General features: G+C 27.4%; 22 protein-coding genes. 17 read left to right on the top strand and 5 right to left on the bottom strand.

The window, feature by feature from the left end; genetic code table 11:
- The 3 genes from ACRDDE_RS13610 (at position 1) to ACRDDE_RS13620 (ending at position 2238) form a co-directional block, all read left to right on the top strand.
- Positions 1–1047, top strand: a complete 1047-nt coding sequence (locus ACRDDE_RS13610; protein ID WP_438628117.1) for a sulfate/molybdate ABC transporter ATP-binding protein — start codon at positions 1–3, stop codon at positions 1045–1047.
- 27 nt (positions 1048–1074) lie between these two features.
- A complete protein-coding gene (locus tag ACRDDE_RS13615; protein ID WP_438628119.1) occupies positions 1075–1905 on the top strand; it encodes a DegV family protein in 831 nt (276 codons plus the stop codon).
- A gap of 186 nt (positions 1906–2091) precedes the next feature.
- The gene (locus tag ACRDDE_RS13620; RefSeq protein ID WP_438628121.1) at positions 2092–2238 is read left to right on the top strand and encodes a hypothetical protein; all 147 of its coding nucleotides are present in this window, start codon (positions 2092–2094) and stop codon (positions 2236–2238) included.
- A gap of 39 nt (positions 2239–2277) precedes the next feature.
- On the opposite strand, the gene ACRDDE_RS13625 is transcribed toward ACRDDE_RS13620, so the two are convergent.
- Positions 2278–3333 carry a PTS sugar transporter subunit IIC gene (locus ACRDDE_RS13625; RefSeq protein ID WP_438628123.1) on the bottom strand — a complete coding sequence of 352 codons (1056 nt, stop codon included), beginning with the start codon at positions 3331–3333 and terminating at the stop codon, positions 2278–2280.
- A 273-nt stretch (positions 3334–3606) separates the two neighbouring features.
- Between ACRDDE_RS13625 and ACRDDE_RS13630 the strand changes: the two genes are divergently transcribed.
- Positions 3607–4053 (top strand): MarR family winged helix-turn-helix transcriptional regulator, encoded by a 447-nt coding sequence (locus ACRDDE_RS13630; RefSeq protein ID WP_438628125.1) that lies wholly within the window; start codon positions 3607–3609, stop codon positions 4051–4053.
- Positions 4054–4151: 98 nt separating this feature from the next.
- Here the strand turns inward: ACRDDE_RS13630 and ACRDDE_RS13635 are convergent, their stop codons facing one another.
- Positions 4152–5366, bottom strand: coding sequence for a pyridoxal phosphate-dependent aminotransferase (locus ACRDDE_RS13635; RefSeq protein ID WP_438628127.1), 1215 nt, complete (start codon positions 5364–5366; stop codon positions 4152–4154).
- Between the two features lie 259 nt (positions 5367–5625).
- Here ACRDDE_RS13635 and ACRDDE_RS13640 point away from each other — a divergent pair, with 259 nt between their 5' ends.
- Genes ACRDDE_RS13640 through ACRDDE_RS13650 form a run of 3 tightly spaced genes read left to right on the top strand, consistent with a single transcriptional unit; the run spans position 5626 to position 7733 of the window.
- Positions 5626–6576 (top strand): galactose-1-phosphate uridylyltransferase, encoded by a 951-nt coding sequence (locus tag ACRDDE_RS13640; RefSeq protein WP_438628129.1) that lies wholly within the window; start codon positions 5626–5628, stop codon positions 6574–6576.
- A 17-nt stretch (positions 6577–6593) separates the two neighbouring features.
- A complete protein-coding gene (locus tag ACRDDE_RS13645; protein WP_438628131.1) occupies positions 6594–7346 on the top strand; it encodes an exodeoxyribonuclease III in 753 nt (250 codons plus the stop codon).
- 60 nt (positions 7347–7406) lie between these two features.
- Positions 7407–7733: a hypothetical protein gene (locus ACRDDE_RS13650; RefSeq protein ID WP_438628133.1), complete on the top strand. Its 327-nt coding sequence runs from the start codon at positions 7407–7409 to the stop codon at positions 7731–7733.
- A gap of 35 nt (positions 7734–7768) precedes the next feature.
- On the opposite strand, the gene ACRDDE_RS13655 is transcribed toward ACRDDE_RS13650, so the two are convergent.
- Positions 7769–8608, bottom strand: coding sequence for an exonuclease domain-containing protein (locus ACRDDE_RS13655; RefSeq protein WP_438628135.1), 840 nt, complete (start codon positions 8606–8608; stop codon positions 7769–7771).
- A gap of 224 nt (positions 8609–8832) precedes the next feature.
- Between ACRDDE_RS13655 and ACRDDE_RS13660 the strand changes: the two genes are divergently transcribed.
- A complete protein-coding gene (locus ACRDDE_RS13660) occupies positions 8833–10731 on the top strand; it encodes a glutamine synthetase (protein ID WP_438628137.1) in 1899 nt (632 codons plus the stop codon).
- Positions 10732–10835: 104 nt separating this feature from the next.
- Here the strand turns inward: ACRDDE_RS13660 and ACRDDE_RS13665 are convergent, their stop codons facing one another.
- A complete protein-coding gene (locus ACRDDE_RS13665) occupies positions 10836–11216 on the bottom strand; it encodes a hypothetical protein (protein ID WP_438628139.1) in 381 nt (126 codons plus the stop codon).
- 162 nt (positions 11217–11378) lie between these two features.
- Between ACRDDE_RS13665 and ACRDDE_RS13670 the strand changes: the two genes are divergently transcribed.
- The 3 genes from ACRDDE_RS13670 (at position 11379) to ACRDDE_RS13680 (ending at position 14617) form a co-directional block, all read left to right on the top strand.
- Positions 11379–12173, top strand: coding sequence for a peptidoglycan DD-metalloendopeptidase family protein (locus tag ACRDDE_RS13670; protein WP_438628141.1), 795 nt, complete (start codon positions 11379–11381; stop codon positions 12171–12173).
- A 309-nt stretch (positions 12174–12482) separates the two neighbouring features.
- Positions 12483–13751, top strand: coding sequence for a cation:proton antiporter (locus ACRDDE_RS13675; RefSeq protein ID WP_438628143.1), 1269 nt, complete (start codon positions 12483–12485; stop codon positions 13749–13751).
- 179 nt (positions 13752–13930) lie between these two features.
- Positions 13931–14617 carry a hypothetical protein gene (locus ACRDDE_RS13680; RefSeq protein ID WP_438628145.1) on the top strand — a complete coding sequence of 229 codons (687 nt, stop codon included), beginning with the start codon at positions 13931–13933 and terminating at the stop codon, positions 14615–14617.
- A 9-nt stretch (positions 14618–14626) separates the two neighbouring features.
- On the opposite strand, the gene ACRDDE_RS13685 is transcribed toward ACRDDE_RS13680, so the two are convergent.
- Positions 14627–15745: an MGDG synthase family glycosyltransferase gene (locus ACRDDE_RS13685; protein ID WP_438628147.1), complete on the bottom strand. Its 1119-nt coding sequence runs from the start codon at positions 15743–15745 to the stop codon at positions 14627–14629.
- Between the two features lie 95 nt (positions 15746–15840).
- Between ACRDDE_RS13685 and ACRDDE_RS13690 the strand changes: the two genes are divergently transcribed.
- From ACRDDE_RS13690 to ACRDDE_RS13715, 6 genes are all read left to right on the top strand, one after another.
- Complete coding sequence (locus ACRDDE_RS13690; RefSeq protein ID WP_438628149.1) at positions 15841–17175, top strand: YjiH family protein; 1335 nt, start codon at positions 15841–15843, stop codon at positions 17173–17175.
- Positions 17176–17194: 19 nt separating this feature from the next.
- Positions 17195–18226 (top strand): M42 family metallopeptidase, encoded by a 1032-nt coding sequence (locus tag ACRDDE_RS13695; protein ID WP_438628151.1) that lies wholly within the window; start codon positions 17195–17197, stop codon positions 18224–18226.
- 291 nt (positions 18227–18517) lie between these two features.
- Positions 18518–18829 carry a PadR family transcriptional regulator gene (locus tag ACRDDE_RS13700; protein WP_021429543.1) on the top strand — a complete coding sequence of 104 codons (312 nt, stop codon included), beginning with the start codon at positions 18518–18520 and terminating at the stop codon, positions 18827–18829.
- A gap of 13 nt (positions 18830–18842) precedes the next feature.
- Complete coding sequence (locus tag ACRDDE_RS13705; RefSeq protein ID WP_438628153.1) at positions 18843–19559, top strand: DUF1700 domain-containing protein; 717 nt, start codon at positions 18843–18845, stop codon at positions 19557–19559.
- Positions 19552–20550, top strand: coding sequence for a DUF4097 family beta strand repeat-containing protein (locus ACRDDE_RS13710; RefSeq protein ID WP_438628155.1), 999 nt, complete (start codon positions 19552–19554; stop codon positions 20548–20550). The genes ACRDDE_RS13705 and ACRDDE_RS13710 overlap by 8 nt, the downstream gene beginning before the upstream one ends.
- Before the next feature lie 101 nt (positions 20551–20651).
- A complete protein-coding gene (locus tag ACRDDE_RS13715) occupies positions 20652–20792 on the top strand; it encodes a hypothetical protein (RefSeq protein WP_167402919.1) in 141 nt (46 codons plus the stop codon).
- The last annotated feature ends 28 nt before the right edge of the window (positions 20793–20820 follow it).

Consider the following 20820-nt stretch of genomic DNA (forward strand, 5'->3'; position numbering starts at 1 on the left):
ATGTCTTTACATGTTGATATAGAAAAAACTTTAAGCAATTATAAGTTAAAGGTATTTATAGACCAAACAAATAAAATCACAGGATTGTTAGGGGAGTCTGGGTGCGGGAAAAGTATGACTTTGAAATGCATTGCAGGGCTTGAAAATCCAGATAAGGGTAGAATTACTTTAAATGACAAGATTTTATATGATTCAGAAAAAAATATAAATTTAAAACCTCAAGAAAGAAATGTTGGTTTTGTATTTCAAAACTATGCGTTATTTCCTAATATGACTGTATATGAAAATATAGAAATAGGATTAAGGAATATAGATAAAAAAAATAAAAAGTTAATTTGTAATAAATACATAGAAGATTTTAATTTAGAAAAAGTAAAAAATAATTTACCAAATCAACTATCAGGGGGGCAACAGCAACGAGTAGCATTGGCAAGAGCTTTAGCGAAAGAACCAGATATATTGCTTTTAGATGAACCATTATCGGCGTTAGATTACCATTTAAGAGATGAAATTGAAGAAAACTTAAGAGTTATACTGAACAGATATAAAGGGAGTACAATATTTGTAACGCATAATATAAATGAAGCTTATAGAGTTTGTGAGGATATAGTTGTATATGATGAAGGTGTTGGAGTAGTAACAAGAAATAAATATGAATTATTCAATAATCCAAAATCTATAAAAGAAGCAAAACTAACTGGGTTTAAAAATATATCAAGATTTAAATTTATAAATGATAATTTGATTTATGCAATAGATTGGAATTTAAATATTAATATACACAATGCAAATCAATATAAAAATTTACAATATGTATGTATACGCGAATATGATATAAAAATTAGTGATAATAGAAGGAGTGATGAGATTTATATGGAAGTTATAAATATTACAGAAAATCCTTTTGACTTTACTATTGGAATAAAAAATGAGAAGTTTAGTAATGCAGCTGTTATTTATATGAATATTAAGAAACATGATATAAATACAATTATAGGTGACTCGATAAAAGTGATTTTTAATAAAGAAAAAATCTGCTTTTTTTAGAAAATTCAAAACAAAGGAGGAGTTACAATGAATAATTTAAAGATAGTATGTGATAGTTTATCTGATATATCAAAAGAGTTAAGGGATAGGTATGATATCGAAATGGTTCCGTTGACGGTTAGATTTGATGATAAAGAATATAGAGATGGTATAGATCTAGAGCCTAAAGAATTTTATGATATGCTGAGAGATGGGAAATTACCTCAAACATCACAAGCTACATACTCTCAATTTAAATCTGTATTTGATAAATTTGTAAATGAAGGTAGAGAAATTTTATATATATCAGGATCATCTAGGGCTACGGGAACATGTCAAAGTGCAATAATGGCTAAAAATGATACGGATGGTAAAATATATACTTTTGATACTATGAATTTTTCATATGGTTGTGGTATGCAAGTTGTTAAAGCTGCACAAATGGCTAGAGAAGGCGCTAGTATAGAAAATATTTTAAAGCAATTAGAATATATGAAAGAAAATATGTATGTAGTATTTTCTGTAGATGATTTAAAATACTTGCAAAGAGGTGGGAGGATATCATCATCTAAGGCCGTTATAGGTAATATGTTAGGAATAAAGCCTATATTAGAAGTTAAAGATGGGTTAGTAACACCAGTGGCGCAAGTAAGAGGAAAGAAGCATGTATTTTCTAAAATGGTAGATATGGCTAAAGAATATTGTGGAGAAGGAAAAGAAATTGCTATAGGCCATGGTGACTGCAATCAGGATATGAGCAAATTAAAGGATATTGCAACTAAGGAGTTAAATCCTAATGGCATTTCAACAGTAGATGTAGGCTCTTGTGTAGGAGCTCATGCAGGTCCAGGAATTTTAAGTGTATTTTGTGTCAGGTAGATAAGTGATATAAATTTAAAAGATAGAAACTAGGCATAGGTCATTGTACTTATGCTTTTTTACGCTTAATGAAATTTGAGATATGCTAGTCAAAATGATAATTTGTTAAAAAATTACCATTATATTTAGTGTATTTGTAGTCAATTGATTGCGATTAGTATACAATTTATGTGGGAGGGGAGAATTATGAAGTTATATGCGCTTTGTTGTGTTACTGTTTTAGGTATATTTATATACGGAGGACAAGGGGAAGAGCCTGTAATGAAAGAAGTTTTTAACGAGATTCAAATAGAAGAATCAACAAAACTGGACATTGAAATTTTTTGCGCATAAAAAAAGCACATCATATGATGTGCTTTTATAATATGCTGACTAAGCAGCAGTATCTTCGTCATTTCCGTTACCACGTATTACATCAGCAGTAACTATTTTGTAGTTCTTGAATATTGTATGTCCTAAGAATCCAGCGAATATACTTACTACTATACATCCAGCAGCAGCCATTAAAGCAGGAGTTCCGTTTTGTCCAACTGCTACAGCGAAACCAGCTATTGGAGTAGCCATACCTGGAACACTTATTGCAAGAGGTGCAACGTAAGTACTTATTAAAGCAACTACAACACCTGATAATGCTCCACCTATAAAGTTAGTAGTGAATACTGGTATTGGGTTTGCAGATATTATATCTGATTGAGTTAATGGCTCTATAGCAACAGCTATAGTATCTTTCTTATCACCAAACTTCATTCTAGAGAAGAATACGAAGTTCATGAAAGAAGAACCAAATACTGCTAATGCACCTATTGCCATTGGAAGACCAGTTAAACCTATTATAGATGTTAATGCCATTGATGATAATGGAGCGGTAGCAACAACTGTTATTAATCCTCCAAGTATTATACCCATGAATATTGGAGAAGATGTAGAAGCAGCTGTTAAAGCTTGTCCTATTTGCATTAATGTATCATTAACTATTGGGTTCATAAACATAGCTATTGCTCTTGATAATGGAGCAGCAACTAATATTATAACTATTAAGTCAAGACCAGCAGGAGTTTTTTCCTCTAAGAACTTAACAACGAATGATATTAAGTATCCTGCAACGAATCCTGGAAGTATTCCGAATCCTGAAACTGTTAAACCAACTAAAACTGCATAAACTGGAGATACTCCTAAAGCTAATGGTACTAATATACCAGCAGCAACTCCGCCTAAACTACCGTTTGCAGCTCCAACTTGTTCTAAGAAAGAGATTCCGAATTGTTGTCCAAATAATGAAGCGTGGAATGCTTCAACTAAGAAACTTGCGCAAGCAGCACTTGCTAGTGCACCCATAGCTTTCATACCGTGAGGTGCTTTGTAACTGAATAAAGTGAATAATGCCAGTACAACTAATAATAGTGCCGTACTCGTTATAATTTGCATCATAAAAAGTTTTCCTCCTCGTTGATTAAAATAAATAAATGCTTGTTATTGTTTTCCCGCGTTTTGCGGTTATGATTCAATTATATTATAAAAAATTAATTTTGTAAATAGTTTAAATGTAGAAAAATGTAGAAAGAGTTAGAAAATAAAATCAAATTTGAAAAATAATGTTAAAATTGCAACGCAATCAGATTGCTGTTTTTGGGTGTTGTCTATACAAAGGAATTAGTGTAAACTAGAATTTGACAATACTTTTAAGGGGGTGGAGGTGAAGAAATGAATGAAATAATAAAAGACATTATAGACTTCGTATCAAAAACTTTTCCTAAGATACACGCTAGTTTATATTTAGAGTCTTTAAAAGAGTATGCCGCAAATATAAATGTAAACAGAACACAATTAAGAGCACTTGTATTCATAAATAATAATGGGGAAATAACAATGACGGACTTATGCGAAAAATTAAATATAGAAAAAGGAAGTCTTACTACTATGGTAGATGACTTAACTAAAAAGGGATACCTAACTAGAACAAGAGATTCAAGAGACAGAAGGAAATATATATTAAATTTAACAACTTCAGGCGAAGAGATAGCTAAAGACTTTTTAGAAGCATTAGGAACTAGATTAGAATCAAGATTTTTAGAATTAAATGAAGAAGATCGTAACAAATTTATGGATTCTATAAAAAACCTAGAAGATATACTTATAAAAGAAAGCTAGGTTATGTGCATAAGCACCCAATTTAAGAGACAAGTTAACAATAAGTGAAAAAAAGTGGCGAAAAAATAGACTAATCAAATGATTAGTCTATTTTAAATTTAGTTATTAGTTGCTAAATCACTTTTAACTTCCATATATTTTTCAAGACCTTGCTTTAAAATATTTGCAGCTTTCTTTAAATCATGTTCATTTAATATATAAGCAAGTCTTATTTCGCTTTTACCTAATCCTTCAGTTCCGTAGAATCCTTCAGCAGGACAAGCCATAACAGTTTCTCCATCTACATCAAATTCATTTAACATCCAGATTACAAAATCTTCTGCATTTTCTATTGGTAATTTAGCAAGTATATAAAATGCGCCTGTTGGCTTTTCGCATATTACTCCTTCGACTTTCATTAACTCACTATATAAAACATCTCTTCTTTTTTCATATTCTTCATTAACTTTTTTAAAATAAGTATTAGGAGTTTTGTACAATTCTATAGATCCTATCTGATCAAGAGTAGATACACACAATCTTCCTTGACATAATTTTAAAACCTGAGCAATGAACTCTTTATTTTTACAAGCTAAAGATCCTATTCTTGCTCCACATGCACTATATCTTTTTGAGACGCTGTCAACTATTATTACTCTATCTTTTATTTCTTCTATATTTCCAAAGCTTATATAATCTAAGTTATCATAAACAAATTCTCTATAAACTTCATCAGCGATTATCCATAAGTTATTTTCTTTTGCTATATCAGCTAACATATGAACTTCTTCTTTTGTATAAACAGTTCCAGTTGGATTTCCTGGATTTGATATAAGTATTGCTTTAGAGTTTTTATCAATCTTAGAACAAATTTCTTCTTTACTTGGAAGATGGAATCCATTTTCTGGATGAGTAGTTATAGGTTTTACAAAAACGTTTACACAAGAGCTGAAACCATTATAGTTTGTATAAAATGGTTCAGGCACTAAAATGTTGTCACCAGGATCACAAATAGCCATCATGGAAAATAATAAAGCTTCACTACCACCATTAGTTATAAGTATTTCATCTTTTTCAAAATGCATATCATATGTAGCATAATAATCAATCATTGCATCTATTAACTCAGGTAAACCTTGAGATACAGCATACTCTAAAACATCACTATTAAAAGTATTAACAGCATCAAAAAAACCTTTAGGTGTTTTTATATCAGGTTGACCTATGTTTAAATGATAAACCTTTATTCCTTTTTCCTTAGCAGCAGTTGCATAAGGAACTAACTTTCTTATAGGTGAAGATTGCATAGAAACAACTCTATTAGAAAAGTACATTTTTAATACCCCCTGTATTATGAAAAATATGTAAAATCCCCTTACAAGAGAATAATATCATAAACGAAGGTAAAAAGCACTCAGTTTTTTCAGATATTATAAGGGTTTTATAAGATTTACAATCTGTGATAAAATATGTAAAATTATAACTATAGATTTACAAAAAATATTATAGCAAAATAGTATTTTGAAAATATTATATTAAGTATATATTAAAAAATTAATTAATTAATAAATACTCTGGATAGAGGTGTTGAATTTGAGTGATTTAAGGGTAGATTTATTTAGTGGAGATGTAATTATATTTGCGCCTGATAGAACAGGTAGACCGACTGATATGAAAAAAATTGAAGATGAAAAAGAATTAGCTAATATTTATGAAGAGAAATGCCCTTTTTGTAGAGGAAATGAAGAACTTTCAGCAGGGACGACTTTTCAAATAAATGGTGATTCTGGATGGATATGCAAATCTATTTATAATAAATATCCAATAATAGAAAAAGGGGTTATAGGTATAAGTGGAATTCATGAAGTTATTATAGATACATACAGACACAATGGTTCTTTTTACAACATGAATGAAGTTGAATTTAAAAATATGTTTCTAACATACCAAAATAGGTATAAAGAGTATATAGAAAACAAAGATACTGTATATATTAGTATATTTAAGAACTTTCTTAAGAAGGCTGGAGCATCTTTAGCTCATCCTCATTCGCAAATTATTTCTATGTCTTTAATACCTAAATATATAAAAAATGAAGTAGATATACTAAAAGAGTACTATGAAAGTAAAAAAGAAAGTTTGTATGAGAAAGTTATAAACGAAGAGTTAACTTTAAATGAGAGAGTTGTGTACAACGGAGAAAAATTTGTGGTTTTAATTCCGTATGCATCAATGTATAACAATGAAGTTAGAATAATATGCAAAGATAGTTCTAAATTTGAAGATTTAAGTGAATTAAACTTAAATGAACTTGCCTATATCTTTAAAGAAGTATTTGGGAAAATATACAATGAATGTGGATATATGCCTTTTAATTTATGTATGCATGCACATCCAAAGGGATTTGAAAATGATGATTTATTTCATTTGCATTTCCATGTAATTCCTAGAAAATATAACTTTGGAGGATTTGAAGTAAGTAATGGAATATATGTATCTTCAACTAAGCCACAAGACTTTGCAAAAAAAATAAAATTTATGTAGACACAAAGGAGAAAAAAATGAAATTTATATCTTGGAATGTAAACGGCCTGAGAGCCTGTGTAACTAAAGGTTTTATGGAGTTTTTTAAAGAAATAGATGCAGATATATTTTGTTTGCAAGAAACAAAACTTCAAGAAGGTCAAATTGACTTAGACCTTGAAGGATACTATGATTATTGGAATTATGCTCAAAAGAAAGGTTATTCAGGTACTGCTATATTTTCAAAAAATAAGGCATTAGATGTTAAGTATGGAATAGGAATAGAAGAACATGATAACGAAGGAAGAGTTATAACATTAGAATTTGAAGATTTTTACTTCGTAACAGTATATACTCCAAATTCACAACAGGGTTTAAAAAGACTTGATTATAGAATGAAGTGGGAAGATGATTTTAGAGATTATTTAAATAGATTAGATGAGGTAAAACCTGTTATAATGTGTGGGGATTTAAATGTAGCTCATACAGAGATAGATTTAAAAAATCCTAAGACAAATAGAAAAAATGCTGGATTTACAGATGATGAAAGAAATAAATTTACAGATTTTTTAAATTCGGGGTTTATAGATACATATAGATTTTTTAATCCAGATAAAGAAGGGGTATATAGCTGGTGGTCATATAGATTTAATGCTAGAAACAATAATGCTGGATGGAGAATTGATTATTTCTGTGCATCTGATAAGTTAAAAGATAGACTGATATCAGCAGATATTCATACGGAAATACTAGGTTCTGATCATTGCCCAGTTGAGTTAGTCATAAAATAAAACATAAAATCATAATACCTTTAATATAATTTAATAAACCGTTAAATAAAGGAGGGTATTATGAATATAGTACAGCTTAAAGAAAAAGTAAATAAAGGGGTAGCTTTAGGAGCTGAAGTTGTTTATATAAAAGAAGAGAGTCTTTTGTTTGGAATAGAGTCTATAGTTAGAAATGAAGATAATGAAAGTGTAGTATTTATAAAGTCTAAAGGAGAAAGCTTAAAAAGTGAAGATTTTATAAATATTATAGATGAAGTATACAATCAAGTTGGAAATGTAAATGTATATGTAGGAAAAGAAAGTAAATTTAGAAATGAAGACAAACCAATAGATGTTGTAGAGTTTGCGCAATATGAAAATATAAAAATGTTATTTTTGAATGCATAAAAATGCATAAAAAAGATAAGTCCTAAAATTAGGACTTATCTTCTTTTTTTATACTTAAAACCATGTTTTGATTTTTTCTTACTGGATTTAGGTGAAACTTTAGGCGTTGGAGCTGGTATATCATCTATTAAAAATTGATTAGTTTTCCCCATCTTATAAGCTAAATCTATAAGTTTCTTATCATCTGAAGTTAAATCTCTTCCTAGTATCTTTTTAAATTCTTCAAATAAAGCAAGGTAGTTAACTTTCTTTTTAACTGATTTAGATCTAGTTCTATTAGATTTAATAGGTGTATATACATAAGTATCTGCAACTATATTTTCATCGTAGATATTTTTTAAAACTAAAGCTGTATAGTAAGCGTCGTTTAAAGCATCGTGGTATGCTTTATCTTGTTCAAGTTGTAAAATTTGTATAGCATTTTGAAGACCTATACTTTGGCCAGTTGGATTATTAAAGTACGATGATGCATACTGCTGAACATTTATATATAACTGGGGCAATCCTTTTGAAGGAAGTGAGTAATAATTTATATTTCTGTATAACTCCTTTAAATCTCCAGAACCCCAAACGCACATTATACTAGACTTGCTAGAAATAAACTTTCTAAATTCCTTATATACGTTTGAAAAAGAAGGTGCATCTTTCACTTTATCCAATGTTATATGAGTCATTTTTCCAACAAATGGATGAATGATTTTATATATATTGGGTTTTACAAAACTACTAAATTTGTCTATTATATTAAAATTAGCATCAAGTTTTATAGCTCCTATTTGTATTATTTCAAAAGGGCATTGTTCGTTAGAAAATGTTTTGTTATTTTCTTTATCAAACCCCTGATTAAATTCTAAATCGAAAACTATATATTCCATACGAATCTCTCCTAAAAATTTTTGGTTATTAATTTAGTATACCCTATGTAAAAAAAAAATCATACACAGGATTTTTAAGTAAATTTAAAAAATTAAATATATTGCGAACAAAATACAAATATATTATAATAATATAAATTATATTGCGAATTAAAAGTGTTTGATTTAAAAAAACATCATAATTTGTAAATCATAAAATAAAATCAGTGAATTGGGGGATAAAAATGCAATCTTTATTATATGTTATTGAAAAACATAGTCACAATGAAAAAGATTTAAAGGAACTATTGTCTCAACATGAAAATATAAAATTTGTATCTCTGATGGGAGTTGATCTAGGTGGAAATGCTATAGATGAAAAAATACCTATAGAACTCTTTCTAGATGATATTACAGGATTTTTAAATTCAGGGATACAAACTGATGGTTCTAGTGTTGAATTATACAATATAGCAACATTAAACAATGCAAAAGTTGATTTAATGCCAGATAATGATGCTATTTGGTATATAGATTATAATATGGAAAATATGTGTAATAAGTGCAACTTACCGATAGGAACTTTAAAAATACCAGCATTTTTATTACATGAAGGAAAAAGAGTTTGCTCTAGAGGGATTTTAAAAAAGTCAGAACAATATACAAAAGAGTCTATAATGCAAGTAATACAAGCATATCCTCATATGCTTGAAGGTCTGGGAATAAGTAGTATAGACGAAATAGAAAGCATAAATCTAACAGCTGCAACAGAACTAGAATTTTGGGTAAACACACCAGAAGATAAAGCGGATATAGAAGCACTTCATGTATCTCAAAGTTTAAAAGAACAATATTGGAAAAGAACAAAAGGAATTATAAGAACTTGTTTAGAAAATAGTTTAATAATGCTTCAAAATTTAGGATTAGAGCCAGAGATGGGTCATAAAGAAGTTGGAGGGATAACAAGTTCTATTAGTATAGATGGAAAAACTAATCATGCAATGGAACAATTAGAAATAGATTGGAAATATTCAACACCACTTCAATGTGCAGATAATGAATTATTAGCAAGAGAAGTCATAGAAGATGTTTTCTGTAGAAATGGTTTAGAAGTAACTTTCAAAGCAAAACCATTAGATAGCGTTGCAGGAAGTGGAGAACATATTCATTTTGGAGTTAGCGTAAAGCTTAAAAATGGAAAGATAGTTAATTTATTTTCACCACAGGATATGAAAAGCGATTATACAACTAAATTTGGATATGGAGCTTTAATGGGTATGCTTAGAAACTACGAGGTATTAAATCCTTTTGTAACTTCATCTAATGATGGATTTAATAGACTAGTTCCTGGATTTGAGGCTCCTATATGTATAGTTACATCAGTTGGACATTCATATGAAGTTCCATCTAGAAATAGATCAATATTAGTAGGTCTTATAAGAGATATTAATAGCTCTTTAGCTACAAGATTTGAGCTAAGATCCCCAAATCCATTATCTAATACATATTTAGTAATAGCTGGAGGATATCAAACTATTCTTCATGGTATAAAAGCTGTGGCAGAAAGTAAATTAGATATAAAAGATTTAGAAAAAGAACTATCAAAAGATGTAGGAGATGAAAGTTTTTACTTAGAAAAAAGCAGAGCTTATAGGGATGAAAATAATGTGTTTGAAGATTATGAAGAAGAAGAAAGAAATCAAAGATTTTCAACACCACCTGCTACTGTTTATGAAAATATGAAAAACTTAGAAACTCAAAGCTATAAGTTAGAATCATTAACTCAAGGAAATGTATTTTCAGATAAAATAATAGACTCATTTAAAGTAGGGGCTATAGACAAATGGAAAAAAGAGCTTAAAAATAGAATTATACAAGATAATATAGATATAATAAGAAGTTTAAGAAAATTACATATAAATGATGATATGGATGTTTTAGATGAAGTTTTATGGGAAGAGATAAACTATATAAAACATTATTTAATGAAAGATACAATGAATAAAAAATCTTTATTTACAAGAATAAAAGATTCTATAGAAATTAAAGATTATGAAACAGCATCAACTCTTCAAATAGAAATGAAAAAGAAAATGAAAGAAGTTCAACAAAAATATATTCAATATCAAAAAAACATATTTTAATAGTTTTTATATATAGATAAAATAGTATATCAAACCACTTTTATTTAGAATGTAAAAAGGGATTAAGTAAAACTTAATCCCTTTTTGTTATATTGAATGAACTTTTATCTGAAAAAGATATGAACAGATAAACTTACTATTAATAAATAAGCAATTATAGATGAGTATTGTTTTATTTTTAATTTATTTAAAAAATTTAACTTTGTGCAAGTTGCCATAAACAATACAAATAATAACATAGAGCTACTATCAAATATATAAAAATTAGTTTTTAATGTATAAATATGAGGTATTAAACATGCAAGTGATATTATTAGCGAAGGTGTATTTAGCTTACTAAGTGTAGGGAGTACTTTATTTATATTTGATTTTAAAGTTCTAGAATTTACTATCAAATATATATCAGAAAGTATGTATGATGCAGAATATATTATTATGAATATAGCAGATATAATTCCAAAGATAACCTCTTGATTTTTAATCATATTATCTTCCCCTTTTTAAATAAATTAATAGGTTTAAACAAATAGTTTATATTATTTTATTAAGTTTGATTGTCCATTGTGATTGATATTAAGTTAAATTTTGAATAATTTATATTTAACTTGTCTATATTAAGAAATAGTTATTAAGAAGGAGGAAAAAGTATGATTAAGAGTTTTAAAATATTAATGGCTGTAGGTTTAATAACGACTATGAGTACACTTAATATATATGGAGCAGAAAATGAAAATTCAGCAGGTGAACAAATTGTAAAAGATATATACAACTTAAAAATTGAACAAAGAAATATCAATGAAAAAATTTCAGATATAGATAAATCTATAGAAGAAAAAAAGTTAATTCAAAAAGAAAATAATGATGTGGAAGTTGTTCAATTAAACTTTGTTGATGATGAAAATAGCTTAAAAGACAATGAAGATTTATTAAAAAATTCTGTAGAGTCAGAAATAAAAGCTTTAGAGGATTCGAAATTATCTTTAAATGATAAAGTTAAAAATTTAGAAAATCAAGAAAATAATTTAAAAAATGAAATGAATGGAAAAGTAAATTATGGATCTTGGCCTGTTCCAGGATTTACAGAGTTGAGTTCGCCTTTTGGTTATAGAATTCATCCTATAACTAAAGAAAGAAAGCTTCATAAGGGTGTAGATATACCTGCTGATTATGGAACTGAAGTATTAGCTACTGACTATGGGGTTGTAAGTTTTTCGGGTGTTCAAAATGGATATGGAAATGTAGTGGCTATAAAACATTTTGATGGAAAAACTTCTATATATGGACATAATAGTGAGAACATAGTTAACGAGGGTGATTTAGTATATAAAGGACAACCTATCGCTAAGGTAGGATCCACAGGACGTTCAACAGGTAATCATGTTCATTTTGAAGTAACAATAAATGGAGAGTTAAAAAATCCTTTAGATATAACTTCTAAATAAAAATTAAAAAAACATTGAAATTAAAAGCTTATATGATAAAAAATTAAAAGTTTATTATATAAGCTTTTTTATTGTTTGATTTAATAAAAAAAGAATTTTATTGAATTTGTTTTATTCTTAAAATTGGTATTACCAATTATTCGAAAAAAATTAAAATAAAAAGGTTGTGAAGAAAATTGTTTGATTTTTTGAAATATAATGAAATATTGCTAAGTAATTGACTTTATATTTCAAGAGTACTATAATTATAAATTGTTTGATAAGAAAACGGTTAGAAATCTAATTAATGGAAAGAATGGGGTGAACAGTATGGAAAATACAATGGAGGCAATTGCTACCAACAATCTATTGTTTATATTTTCAGTAGTAGTAGTAACAGGTATAGTATTAGGTAAATTAAGTGAAATACTAAAATTACCCGATGTAATTTTATATTTAATAGCAGGAATAATAATAGGACCAGCTGTTTTAAATATAATAAGTATAGAAGCTTTTCCAATAGAAAATAATCTTATACTGACTTTCGGATCGGCATTTATATTATATGAAGGCGGTAGAGAGATAAATTTAAAAGTTTTAAATAAAGTTAAAATTAGTGTAGGTCTACTTTCAACTTTAGGAGTTGTAATATCTACGGTTGTAGTTGGATTAGCAACTAGTAAGATTTTCCCAGTATCAATTATGACGGCTTTACTTATAGGTGCAGTAATAGCATCTACAGACCCAGCAGCACTTATACCAGTATTTAAGCAAGTTGCAATAAAAGATAAAATTAAGCAAACAGTAGTAAGTGAATCAGCATTTAATGATGCAGTAGGAGCAATACTAGTAAGTACTTTATTAGCAGTTATAACATCAGGATCATTTTCACTTGGTGAAAGTGCAAAGGAATTATTAATTTCAGTAGTAGTAGGGTTAGCAGTTGGAGTTGTTATAGGTTTATTATTTTCACTTTTAGTTTCAGATAAAAAATGGGGTGTATTCCACTCATATGCACCAATAATTTCTGTTTTAAAAGTTGCATTAGCTTATGAAATAGCTACTAAGTTACATGGAAGTGGATATATGGCTGTATTTATAGCAGGACTTATAGCAGGAAATAGAAAATTATTTGGACTATGGGTACCAGATATTGATTTTCATGCAGAGCATTGTTTTAGAGAGAGTGTAGGAGCATTATGTAGAATGGCTATATTTATAGTTTTAGGAACTCATGTAGACTTATCTGCACTAGCACAATATTGGTTACCTTCATTATTAGTAGTTTTAGTTTTAATGTTTGTAGCAAGACCATTAGTAGTTTTAGTATGTACATTATTTGATAGACAAGCTAAATGGAATTTTAAAGATAAGTTGTTTATGATGTGGGTAAGAGAAACAGGGGTTATACCAGCGGCTTTATCAGGAATAATTGTATCTATGCAACTTCCAGGTTATCAAATAATTTCATCAGTTGTATTTATGACAATTTTAATAACATTAATAGTACAAGCTAGTACTACAAAAATATTAGCTAAAAAATTAGGTTTATTAGAAGATGATAAAAATGAAAATTCAAAAACTGAAAAAGTAGCATAATAAAATAAAGGCTATCTAGGTAAAGTAATATGTATCCATATAACTTTCGTTAGATAGTCTTTATTTTTGTTAATAAAAACTATGGAAAAGGAGGAAAAAAAGTAGTTTAATAGAATTTATTTTATATAGAGAAAAATTACAGGAAGATTTGAAATATTCAATAAAATGGAGGTGGATTTATGAAAAAAAGGCTTATAGGAGATGCCTTGGTATATTTTATTGCTCCGATTGTTCTATTTTCTATATTTAAAGGAGAATCTAAAATATATTCTCTTATGACTACTACTATGATTTTAATTGCATACTCTATGATTATTAAATATAATCAGTTTAGGTTTAATTTTTCAGGTTTGTTTTTTTCAATTGGATACACCTTTATGCAATCTTTAAAGATAGGATTAAATGAGCCTTATCATATATATATATATAATATATATTGCTTAATAATTGCTTCTATAGTTATAGGGATATTAAACTTAGTAGATAGAAACATATTTAAACAGATATACATAGATATATTAAAAATCCTTAATTTCAGTCAAATTCAAATCATTAACTCAATCAAAAAAAATAACTTATATAAAGAATTTTATAAGATTACATCAATTGTAACTATCCATATATTAATATTAATTTTAGTAAAATCTCATTCAGTATTTAGCTTAGGAAAAGCAGGATATTTGAACAATTTAAACATTGAAGCTTCAATATGTATTATATTTTTTATTGGAGAAGCTGTACTAATTTCTAAATTTATAAAGAATACAAAATATATATTAACTAAAAGTAATATAAAAAATATTAAATTTGTTACAAATGAATCAAAGATAATAAATATTAACAAATATAAAAATATTAATAAATAAGGGACTATTTTACAAAGTCCCTATTAATTGTGTAACAAAAGATGCAATTTTATTATAATCTATAGAATTTTTAAAATTAATTATATTATCTACCATGAAGTTTATTCGATCATTTAATCTTTTATCAACTAAAGCATCTAATAAGTTTTTTAAGTCATCTTCATCGTTATATACAATGCCGATACCTTTATCTATTATAAATCGAGCATTTTCTATTTCTTGTCCAACTTTAGGAAGCATAACAACTACCGGAATTTCACTTTTTATAGCTTCAAATAAAGTTGCACCACCAGGTTTTGTTATCAATAATGTATGTTCTTTTAATAAACATGGCATATTTGTTACGAATCCTAAAACATTAATGTTTTTAAGAGGTTTTTTTTCTGTTAATTTATCATAAAGTTTTTGATTTTTACCACACACTATAGTGACTTCTAATGCATCTCCATTTAAGTCTAATAAATCATCTATGTAGTAAAAAAAATCATCCTCCATATCAAATAAACCTCTACCACCACCCACTATAAGTAGCTTATGTTTTTGAGATGAAGTTTTTTCTGAGTTGTGCTCAAATTCTTTTTTTACAGGAACCCCAGTTACTTTAACTATATTAGGATTTATGCCTTTTTGAACGTATCTATTTTTTATCTCATGAGAAGCTACAAAATACATATTAGTAGTTGGATAAATCCATTCAAGGCTATCGACAACGTCAGTAACTACTGTAATAGTTGGAACTTTAAACTCAGGGTTTTTAGTTTTAAAATAGTCAACACAAGTGCAAGCCATAGGAAACGTTGAAATTATAAGATCTGGATTAGTTTCCATTATATACTTAGATAATTTTGGAGTATACATTTTATAAGCTATATCATGCTTAGAGTCAAATGATTTTTTTAAATAGTAATAATAATTGTATAGTCCAGGAGTATATTTTGTATTAGCTTCATAAAGTTTAACAAGTGGCTTATTCATTTTTGGAACACTTGCACTTATAAAGTTTTGTATAACAACTTTATATGAAGGTTGTTCTTCAAGTATGTATTCTTTAATGGCGTTAGCTGCACTTATATGTCCGGCTCCAAATTGAGCGGTAAGAATCAATATTGTTTTTTTGGTGTTATTCAATATATCACCTCTTTTTTTAAATTTAATTAATGATAGTATTATACATTTATATAAATATTAAATCAATTATATATTCATATGTATGGAGGTAATGAATGGAAGGAATTGATACAAAAGAAAAAGGTAATGAGTATAAAAATTTTGAATTAATGGATTCATTTAGAATAGTAATATATTCTATTTGTGGTATTTTTATATTTTTCTTGCCAATAAATTTAAAAGGTTCTACAAATACAATTATATATCATTTATACTTTTTTATTCAATCTAGGTATCTAGAATTAATTAAGTTATATTTATTTATCATGGTATCTATAGGATCTATAGTACCTATAATTAAGCATAAAGAAAAGGAATATGATGCACTTAGTAATATAATAAAGTGCATAAAACCTATAAGTATATTATTTATACTTATAATTTTTTCTAAAATTGAATTTAGAGCATACAATAATAGTAGTTTACTATTTATGAGAGATTTTTTATTAAAATCGGTGATTATTCTATCGATAAGTTCTTTCTTTTTACCTCTTATAACAGAGTATGGACTATTGGAGATTTTTGAAGTATATTTTCAAAAATACACTAAAAAAGCTTTTAAACTAAGTGGAAAATGTGTATTAAATATATTAGTGTATTTGTTTGTAGATATATTTAGTGGGATGTTTATGACTAGTCAGCTATATAAAAAAGGAAAACTTAGACAAAATGAAGCGTGTATAATGATTTCTTGCTTTTCTTTTACTAGTGTTTTAAATTGTTACTATTTAGCAGATGAATTAAGTTTAAAGTCTGTAGCATTTACTATTTTTATGGTTATAAATTTATCCTTAGTTGTTAACTTTTTAATGTGTAGGATATGGCCTTTAAAAGTTAAGAAAAAATCTTACTTATACAAAAATTCTTACAAAGAATGTAGTTTTAAAAAGGATAAGTTTAAAAATGCAATAAGGAGACACTTATCTACTAAAAAAAATAATAAGTTAATATTTTACATGTTTGAAAATTTTAAAGAATCATTTAATATAATTATGACAATATTACCCAATTTAGTTATAATTATATTTGTAGGAGAGTTTTTAATAAATAATACAGGATTGATTGACACTATAGGTGAAATTACTTATCCAATTATAGAAATGTTTAATTTACCATCAAAAGTTCAAATAAACGAAGCTTTATGTTTAGGTATGTTTAATGGGGGAAGGTATATAGAATTTATAAATAATGGGATAAAAGATATATCTGGTCTTATAATATTTATAATATCTATAGTGCAAACGATATCAATTAGTACTAACATGATATATGTAGATAGTACTGATATTCCAATTAAAAAAATGGAACTTTTAGTGATTGGAATAGAAAAAATATTAATATCTCTAACAATAATTTATTTATTTTACTATTTAATTATAGGAAACTTATAAAAATAGGGAGGTTTAGGTTATGGAATATAAATCTGAGTTAGTAAAAAAATATTTAACGGAAGTGTTAAATATACCAAGTCCATCTGGTTATACTCAAAATATAATGGAGTATATAACAGGGGTTTTAAAAACTTTAAATGTAGACTATAAAGTAACAAATAAGGGTGCTGTAGTTGCTACAATAAAAGGTGATGACGATGAATATCAAAAGACTTTATCTTGCCATGTAGATACATTAGGGGCAATGGTAAAAGAAGTTAAAGGAAATGGAAGATTGGCATTAACTCAAGTTGGTGGATATATGATGACTTCGGTTGAGGGTGAATGCTGTAAAATACATACAAGATGTGGAAAGGTTTATGAAGGTACTATTCAAACTATAAAACCATCTGTGCATATACACTCTGATTGTAGAGAACTTCCAAGAGTTCCAGCTAACTATGAAGTTGTTATAGATGAGCAAGTTTGTTCTAAAGAAGATACTAAAGAATTAGGAATAGAAGTAGGAGACTTTATATCTTTTGACCCTAGAGTTAAAATAACTGATTCTGGATTTGTAAAATCTAGACATTTAGACGATAAAGCTTCAGTTGCAGCAGCTTTATATGTTATAGAGTATCTAAAGCTTGTTGGAATAAAACCAAAACATACTGTAAACTTTTTCTTCAGTAATTATGAAGAGGTTGGACATGGATCATCAGCAGCTGTGCCAGAAAAAACTAAAGAATTTATAGCTATTGATATGGGGTGCCCAGGAGATGGTCAAAACTCAACTGAATACGATGTATGTATATGTGCAAAAGATTCAGGTGGACCATATGATTATGAATTAACAAATAGACTTATTCAAATTGCTAAGGATAATAATATAGGATATAAAGTTGATACTTATCCTAATTACGGATCAGATGCAGGAGCTATGTTAAAAGCTGGATATGACGTTAAAACAGCTTTAATAGGTGCTGGGATATTTGCATCTCATGGATATGAAAGAACTAATTTAGAGTCTATTATAGAAACTATAAAATTAGTAACAGAATACGTTAAATAATAAAAGTTAAAAAGTCGTACTTTTCACAAGTTTTAATTAGTGTCACTATCTAAATTTCCTCCATACAGTCTTAAAATCATGCCTGTAAATGTCGGTTAAATTTAGATAGTGGCACTTAAACTTTGTGATAAAGTACGACTCTTTTTAGTGAGAGGGAGCAAATGGAAGTGAATAAAAAATTTAACAAGGTATTGTGTAGCGCACAGTAGTGTGCTATCATATGGTTATGACGATGATTAAACAAGGTACTATATAAAGCATAGTAGTTACTTTATAGAAAGGATGGAGTAAATGAATACACAATTCAAAAAAGGTGTTTTAGAGATATGTGTTCTAGCTCTTATATCTAAAAAAGATATGTATGGATATGAAATAGTTCAAAACATTTCTAAGGTTATAGAAGTGAATGAAGGAACTATATATCCTTTACTTAGACGTTTGACTAAAGAAGGGTATTTTGAGACATATATATTAGAATCAAATGAAGGGCCAGCTAGAAAGTATTATAAGATAACGGGGTTAGGTAAAGAAAATTTAATAAGTCTTATAAAAGAATGGAAAAACTTTACCAATGCAGTAGATTATCTTATTAATTTAGATTAAGGAGGTATTAAGGTTGAATAAAAGAGAATTTTTAGAAATATTAAAAGACTATTTATCTAATCACTTTTCTGATGATGAGGTCAATGATATATTAAGAGATTATGAAGAATACTTTATAGATGGAGAAATAGAAGGAAAAAGTGATTTGCAAATTATAGAATCCCTAGGATCACCTAAATCTATAGTTAGAGATTTAGTAGGAGAAATGAAAGAAAGCAAAATTAATAGTAGTAACAAAAAATTTGATAAATTTTATGATGGTATAAATCAAGCAAAATTAAGATTAAAAGACAGTTACTACAAAACTAAAGATGTTATAAATAATAAGTTAACTCCAAATTTAAAAAATGATGATGAGGGATTATCAACTAAACTTATAAAGGTACTACTAGCTTGTTTGAGTTTTGGATTAATGTGTATTTGGGTTTTATTTATAATAATGATGGCAAGTGCAGGATTAACTATTGGGGCATTAAACATAGCATTTATCGCGTTATTAGGAACTTCAGGACCATTGTTTGGATTAGATAGCTCTATAGCTGCACTTATAGTATTTTCTAGTATAGGAATTATAGGATTTGATATATTAGTAGTACAGGTTTATTTATATATTATGAAGCTAGGAAAAAAAATATATAAGCAATATATAAACTGGTTAAGAAATAAGAAAAAATATATACATGCAAAAGAAAACAAAATAAATTATAAAGGAGATGATATAGATGAATAAAAAAATAACTATATTTGCAGTTATATTGATTGCTATAGGAATTATAGGGACTATATCATCATCGATAGCTGCAGTACCATTTGCAACTAACTATATAAATGAATGTGCAAAGAAAGCAAGTGAAAAAGTTACAATATATGAAAAGCAGGTTGATGTAAAACAATTAGACATAGACACTAAAAATATAAATGTAGAAATTAAAAAAAGTAACTCTGACAAATTAAAAATTGTTCAAGTGGGTACTTTAAATAATAATACGCTAACTATAGATAACAAAGAAAACACATTTGATATAAAACAGAATGAAGAAAATAGACATATAGATATTGAAGTTCAGGGATTTGGGGATGCTGTAATAAATATGCTAAACTTAGGTTCAAATAAAATAATTGTGTATGTTCCAAATAATGTAGATATACAAGCGAAAACTAGATATGGAGATCTAATTATAACAGATAAGGATGTGTTAAATGAAAGCGTAACTTTTTCAACTGAATACAGTCAAATTACACTACCAAAAGAAGTTAAAAGTTTAGAGAACTTAACTATAAGTTCAAATGGAGATATAAATCTAAAAGCTAGTGAAATATTAGGAATAAAAAATATAAATATAAGTACTACTGCAGGAGTATATTTACAATCTATGCCTGATGATGTATTTATTGAAAATATAGAAAACTTTATACCAGAAACATTTAATATAATAGCAACAAAGTATTCACCTAGTATAAATATAGAATCTACAGTTCCTATTGCAAAAAAATTAAATATAGATAATAAAAATGGAATGACATATTTAGATTTACCTACAGATAAATATAATATAGAATTTAATTTAGACGCATCTGAGAATATATACTTTGAAGATGAAAAAGATAATAATCATGAACCTATGAAAAAATTTAATGGAACTATAAACCAAAATAAAGAAAATCAAAATAAATATAATGTAGATATAAAATCACAACAAATAAATATTAGAAATATTTAAAATAAAAGGAGCTTTAAAAGCTCCTTTTTTATTAATTATAAGAGTTAAAGTCAGATCTACTTGATAAATAAGTAGCCATAGCTAACATTCCAACTCCTAAAGTGAATTTTGCTTGTTGCTTAACTGCATACTTAGCAACAGGTACAGTTACTTTTCTTGTTTTTGGACTAACTAAGCTAAGTCCTGTTAAAACTGTAGCAGAAACTGCTGTAGCTGTAATTACAGGATGTTCTTTAGCATAATCCTTTATATAGTCAACTGTAGTTTTTG

The sequence above is a fragment of the Paraclostridium sp. genome (assembly GCF_051656405.1).
GTDB lineage: Bacteria > Bacillota > Clostridia > Peptostreptococcales > Peptostreptococcaceae > Paraclostridium.

Coding starts and splice junctions, on each gene's coding strand:
- ACRDDE_RS13610 (WP_438628117.1), top strand. CDS start 1: ATGTCTTTACATGTTGATATAGAAAAAACTTTAAGCAATTATAAGTTA.
- ACRDDE_RS13615 (WP_438628119.1), top strand. CDS start 1,075: ATGAATAATTTAAAGATAGTATGTGATAGTTTATCTGATATATCAAAA.
- ACRDDE_RS13620 (WP_438628121.1), top strand. CDS start 2,092: ATGAAGTTATATGCGCTTTGTTGTGTTACTGTTTTAGGTATATTTATA.
- ACRDDE_RS13625 (WP_438628123.1), bottom strand. CDS start 3,333: ATGATGCAAATTATAACGAGTACGGCACTATTATTAGTTGTACTGGCA.
- ACRDDE_RS13630 (WP_438628125.1), top strand. CDS start 3,607: ATGAATGAAATAATAAAAGACATTATAGACTTCGTATCAAAAACTTTT.
- ACRDDE_RS13635 (WP_438628127.1), bottom strand. CDS start 5,366: ATGTACTTTTCTAATAGAGTTGTTTCTATGCAATCTTCACCTATAAGA.
- ACRDDE_RS13645 (WP_438628131.1), top strand. CDS start 6,594: ATGAAATTTATATCTTGGAATGTAAACGGCCTGAGAGCCTGTGTAACT.
- ACRDDE_RS13650 (WP_438628133.1), top strand. CDS start 7,407: ATGAATATAGTACAGCTTAAAGAAAAAGTAAATAAAGGGGTAGCTTTA.
- ACRDDE_RS13655 (WP_438628135.1), bottom strand. CDS start 8,608: ATGGAATATATAGTTTTCGATTTAGAATTTAATCAGGGGTTTGATAAA.
- ACRDDE_RS13660 (WP_438628137.1), top strand. CDS start 8,833: ATGCAATCTTTATTATATGTTATTGAAAAACATAGTCACAATGAAAAA.
- ACRDDE_RS13665 (WP_438628139.1), bottom strand. CDS start 11,216: ATGATTAAAAATCAAGAGGTTATCTTTGGAATTATATCTGCTATATTC.
- ACRDDE_RS13670 (WP_438628141.1), top strand. CDS start 11,379: ATGATTAAGAGTTTTAAAATATTAATGGCTGTAGGTTTAATAACGACT.
- ACRDDE_RS13675 (WP_438628143.1), top strand. CDS start 12,483: ATGGAAAATACAATGGAGGCAATTGCTACCAACAATCTATTGTTTATA.
- ACRDDE_RS13680 (WP_438628145.1), top strand. CDS start 13,931: ATGAAAAAAAGGCTTATAGGAGATGCCTTGGTATATTTTATTGCTCCG.
- ACRDDE_RS13690 (WP_438628149.1), top strand. CDS start 15,841: ATGGAAGGAATTGATACAAAAGAAAAAGGTAATGAGTATAAAAATTTT.
- ACRDDE_RS13695 (WP_438628151.1), top strand. CDS start 17,195: ATGGAATATAAATCTGAGTTAGTAAAAAAATATTTAACGGAAGTGTTA.
- ACRDDE_RS13700 (WP_021429543.1), top strand. CDS start 18,518: ATGAATACACAATTCAAAAAAGGTGTTTTAGAGATATGTGTTCTAGCT.
- ACRDDE_RS13710 (WP_438628155.1), top strand. CDS start 19,552: ATGAATAAAAAAATAACTATATTTGCAGTTATATTGATTGCTATAGGA.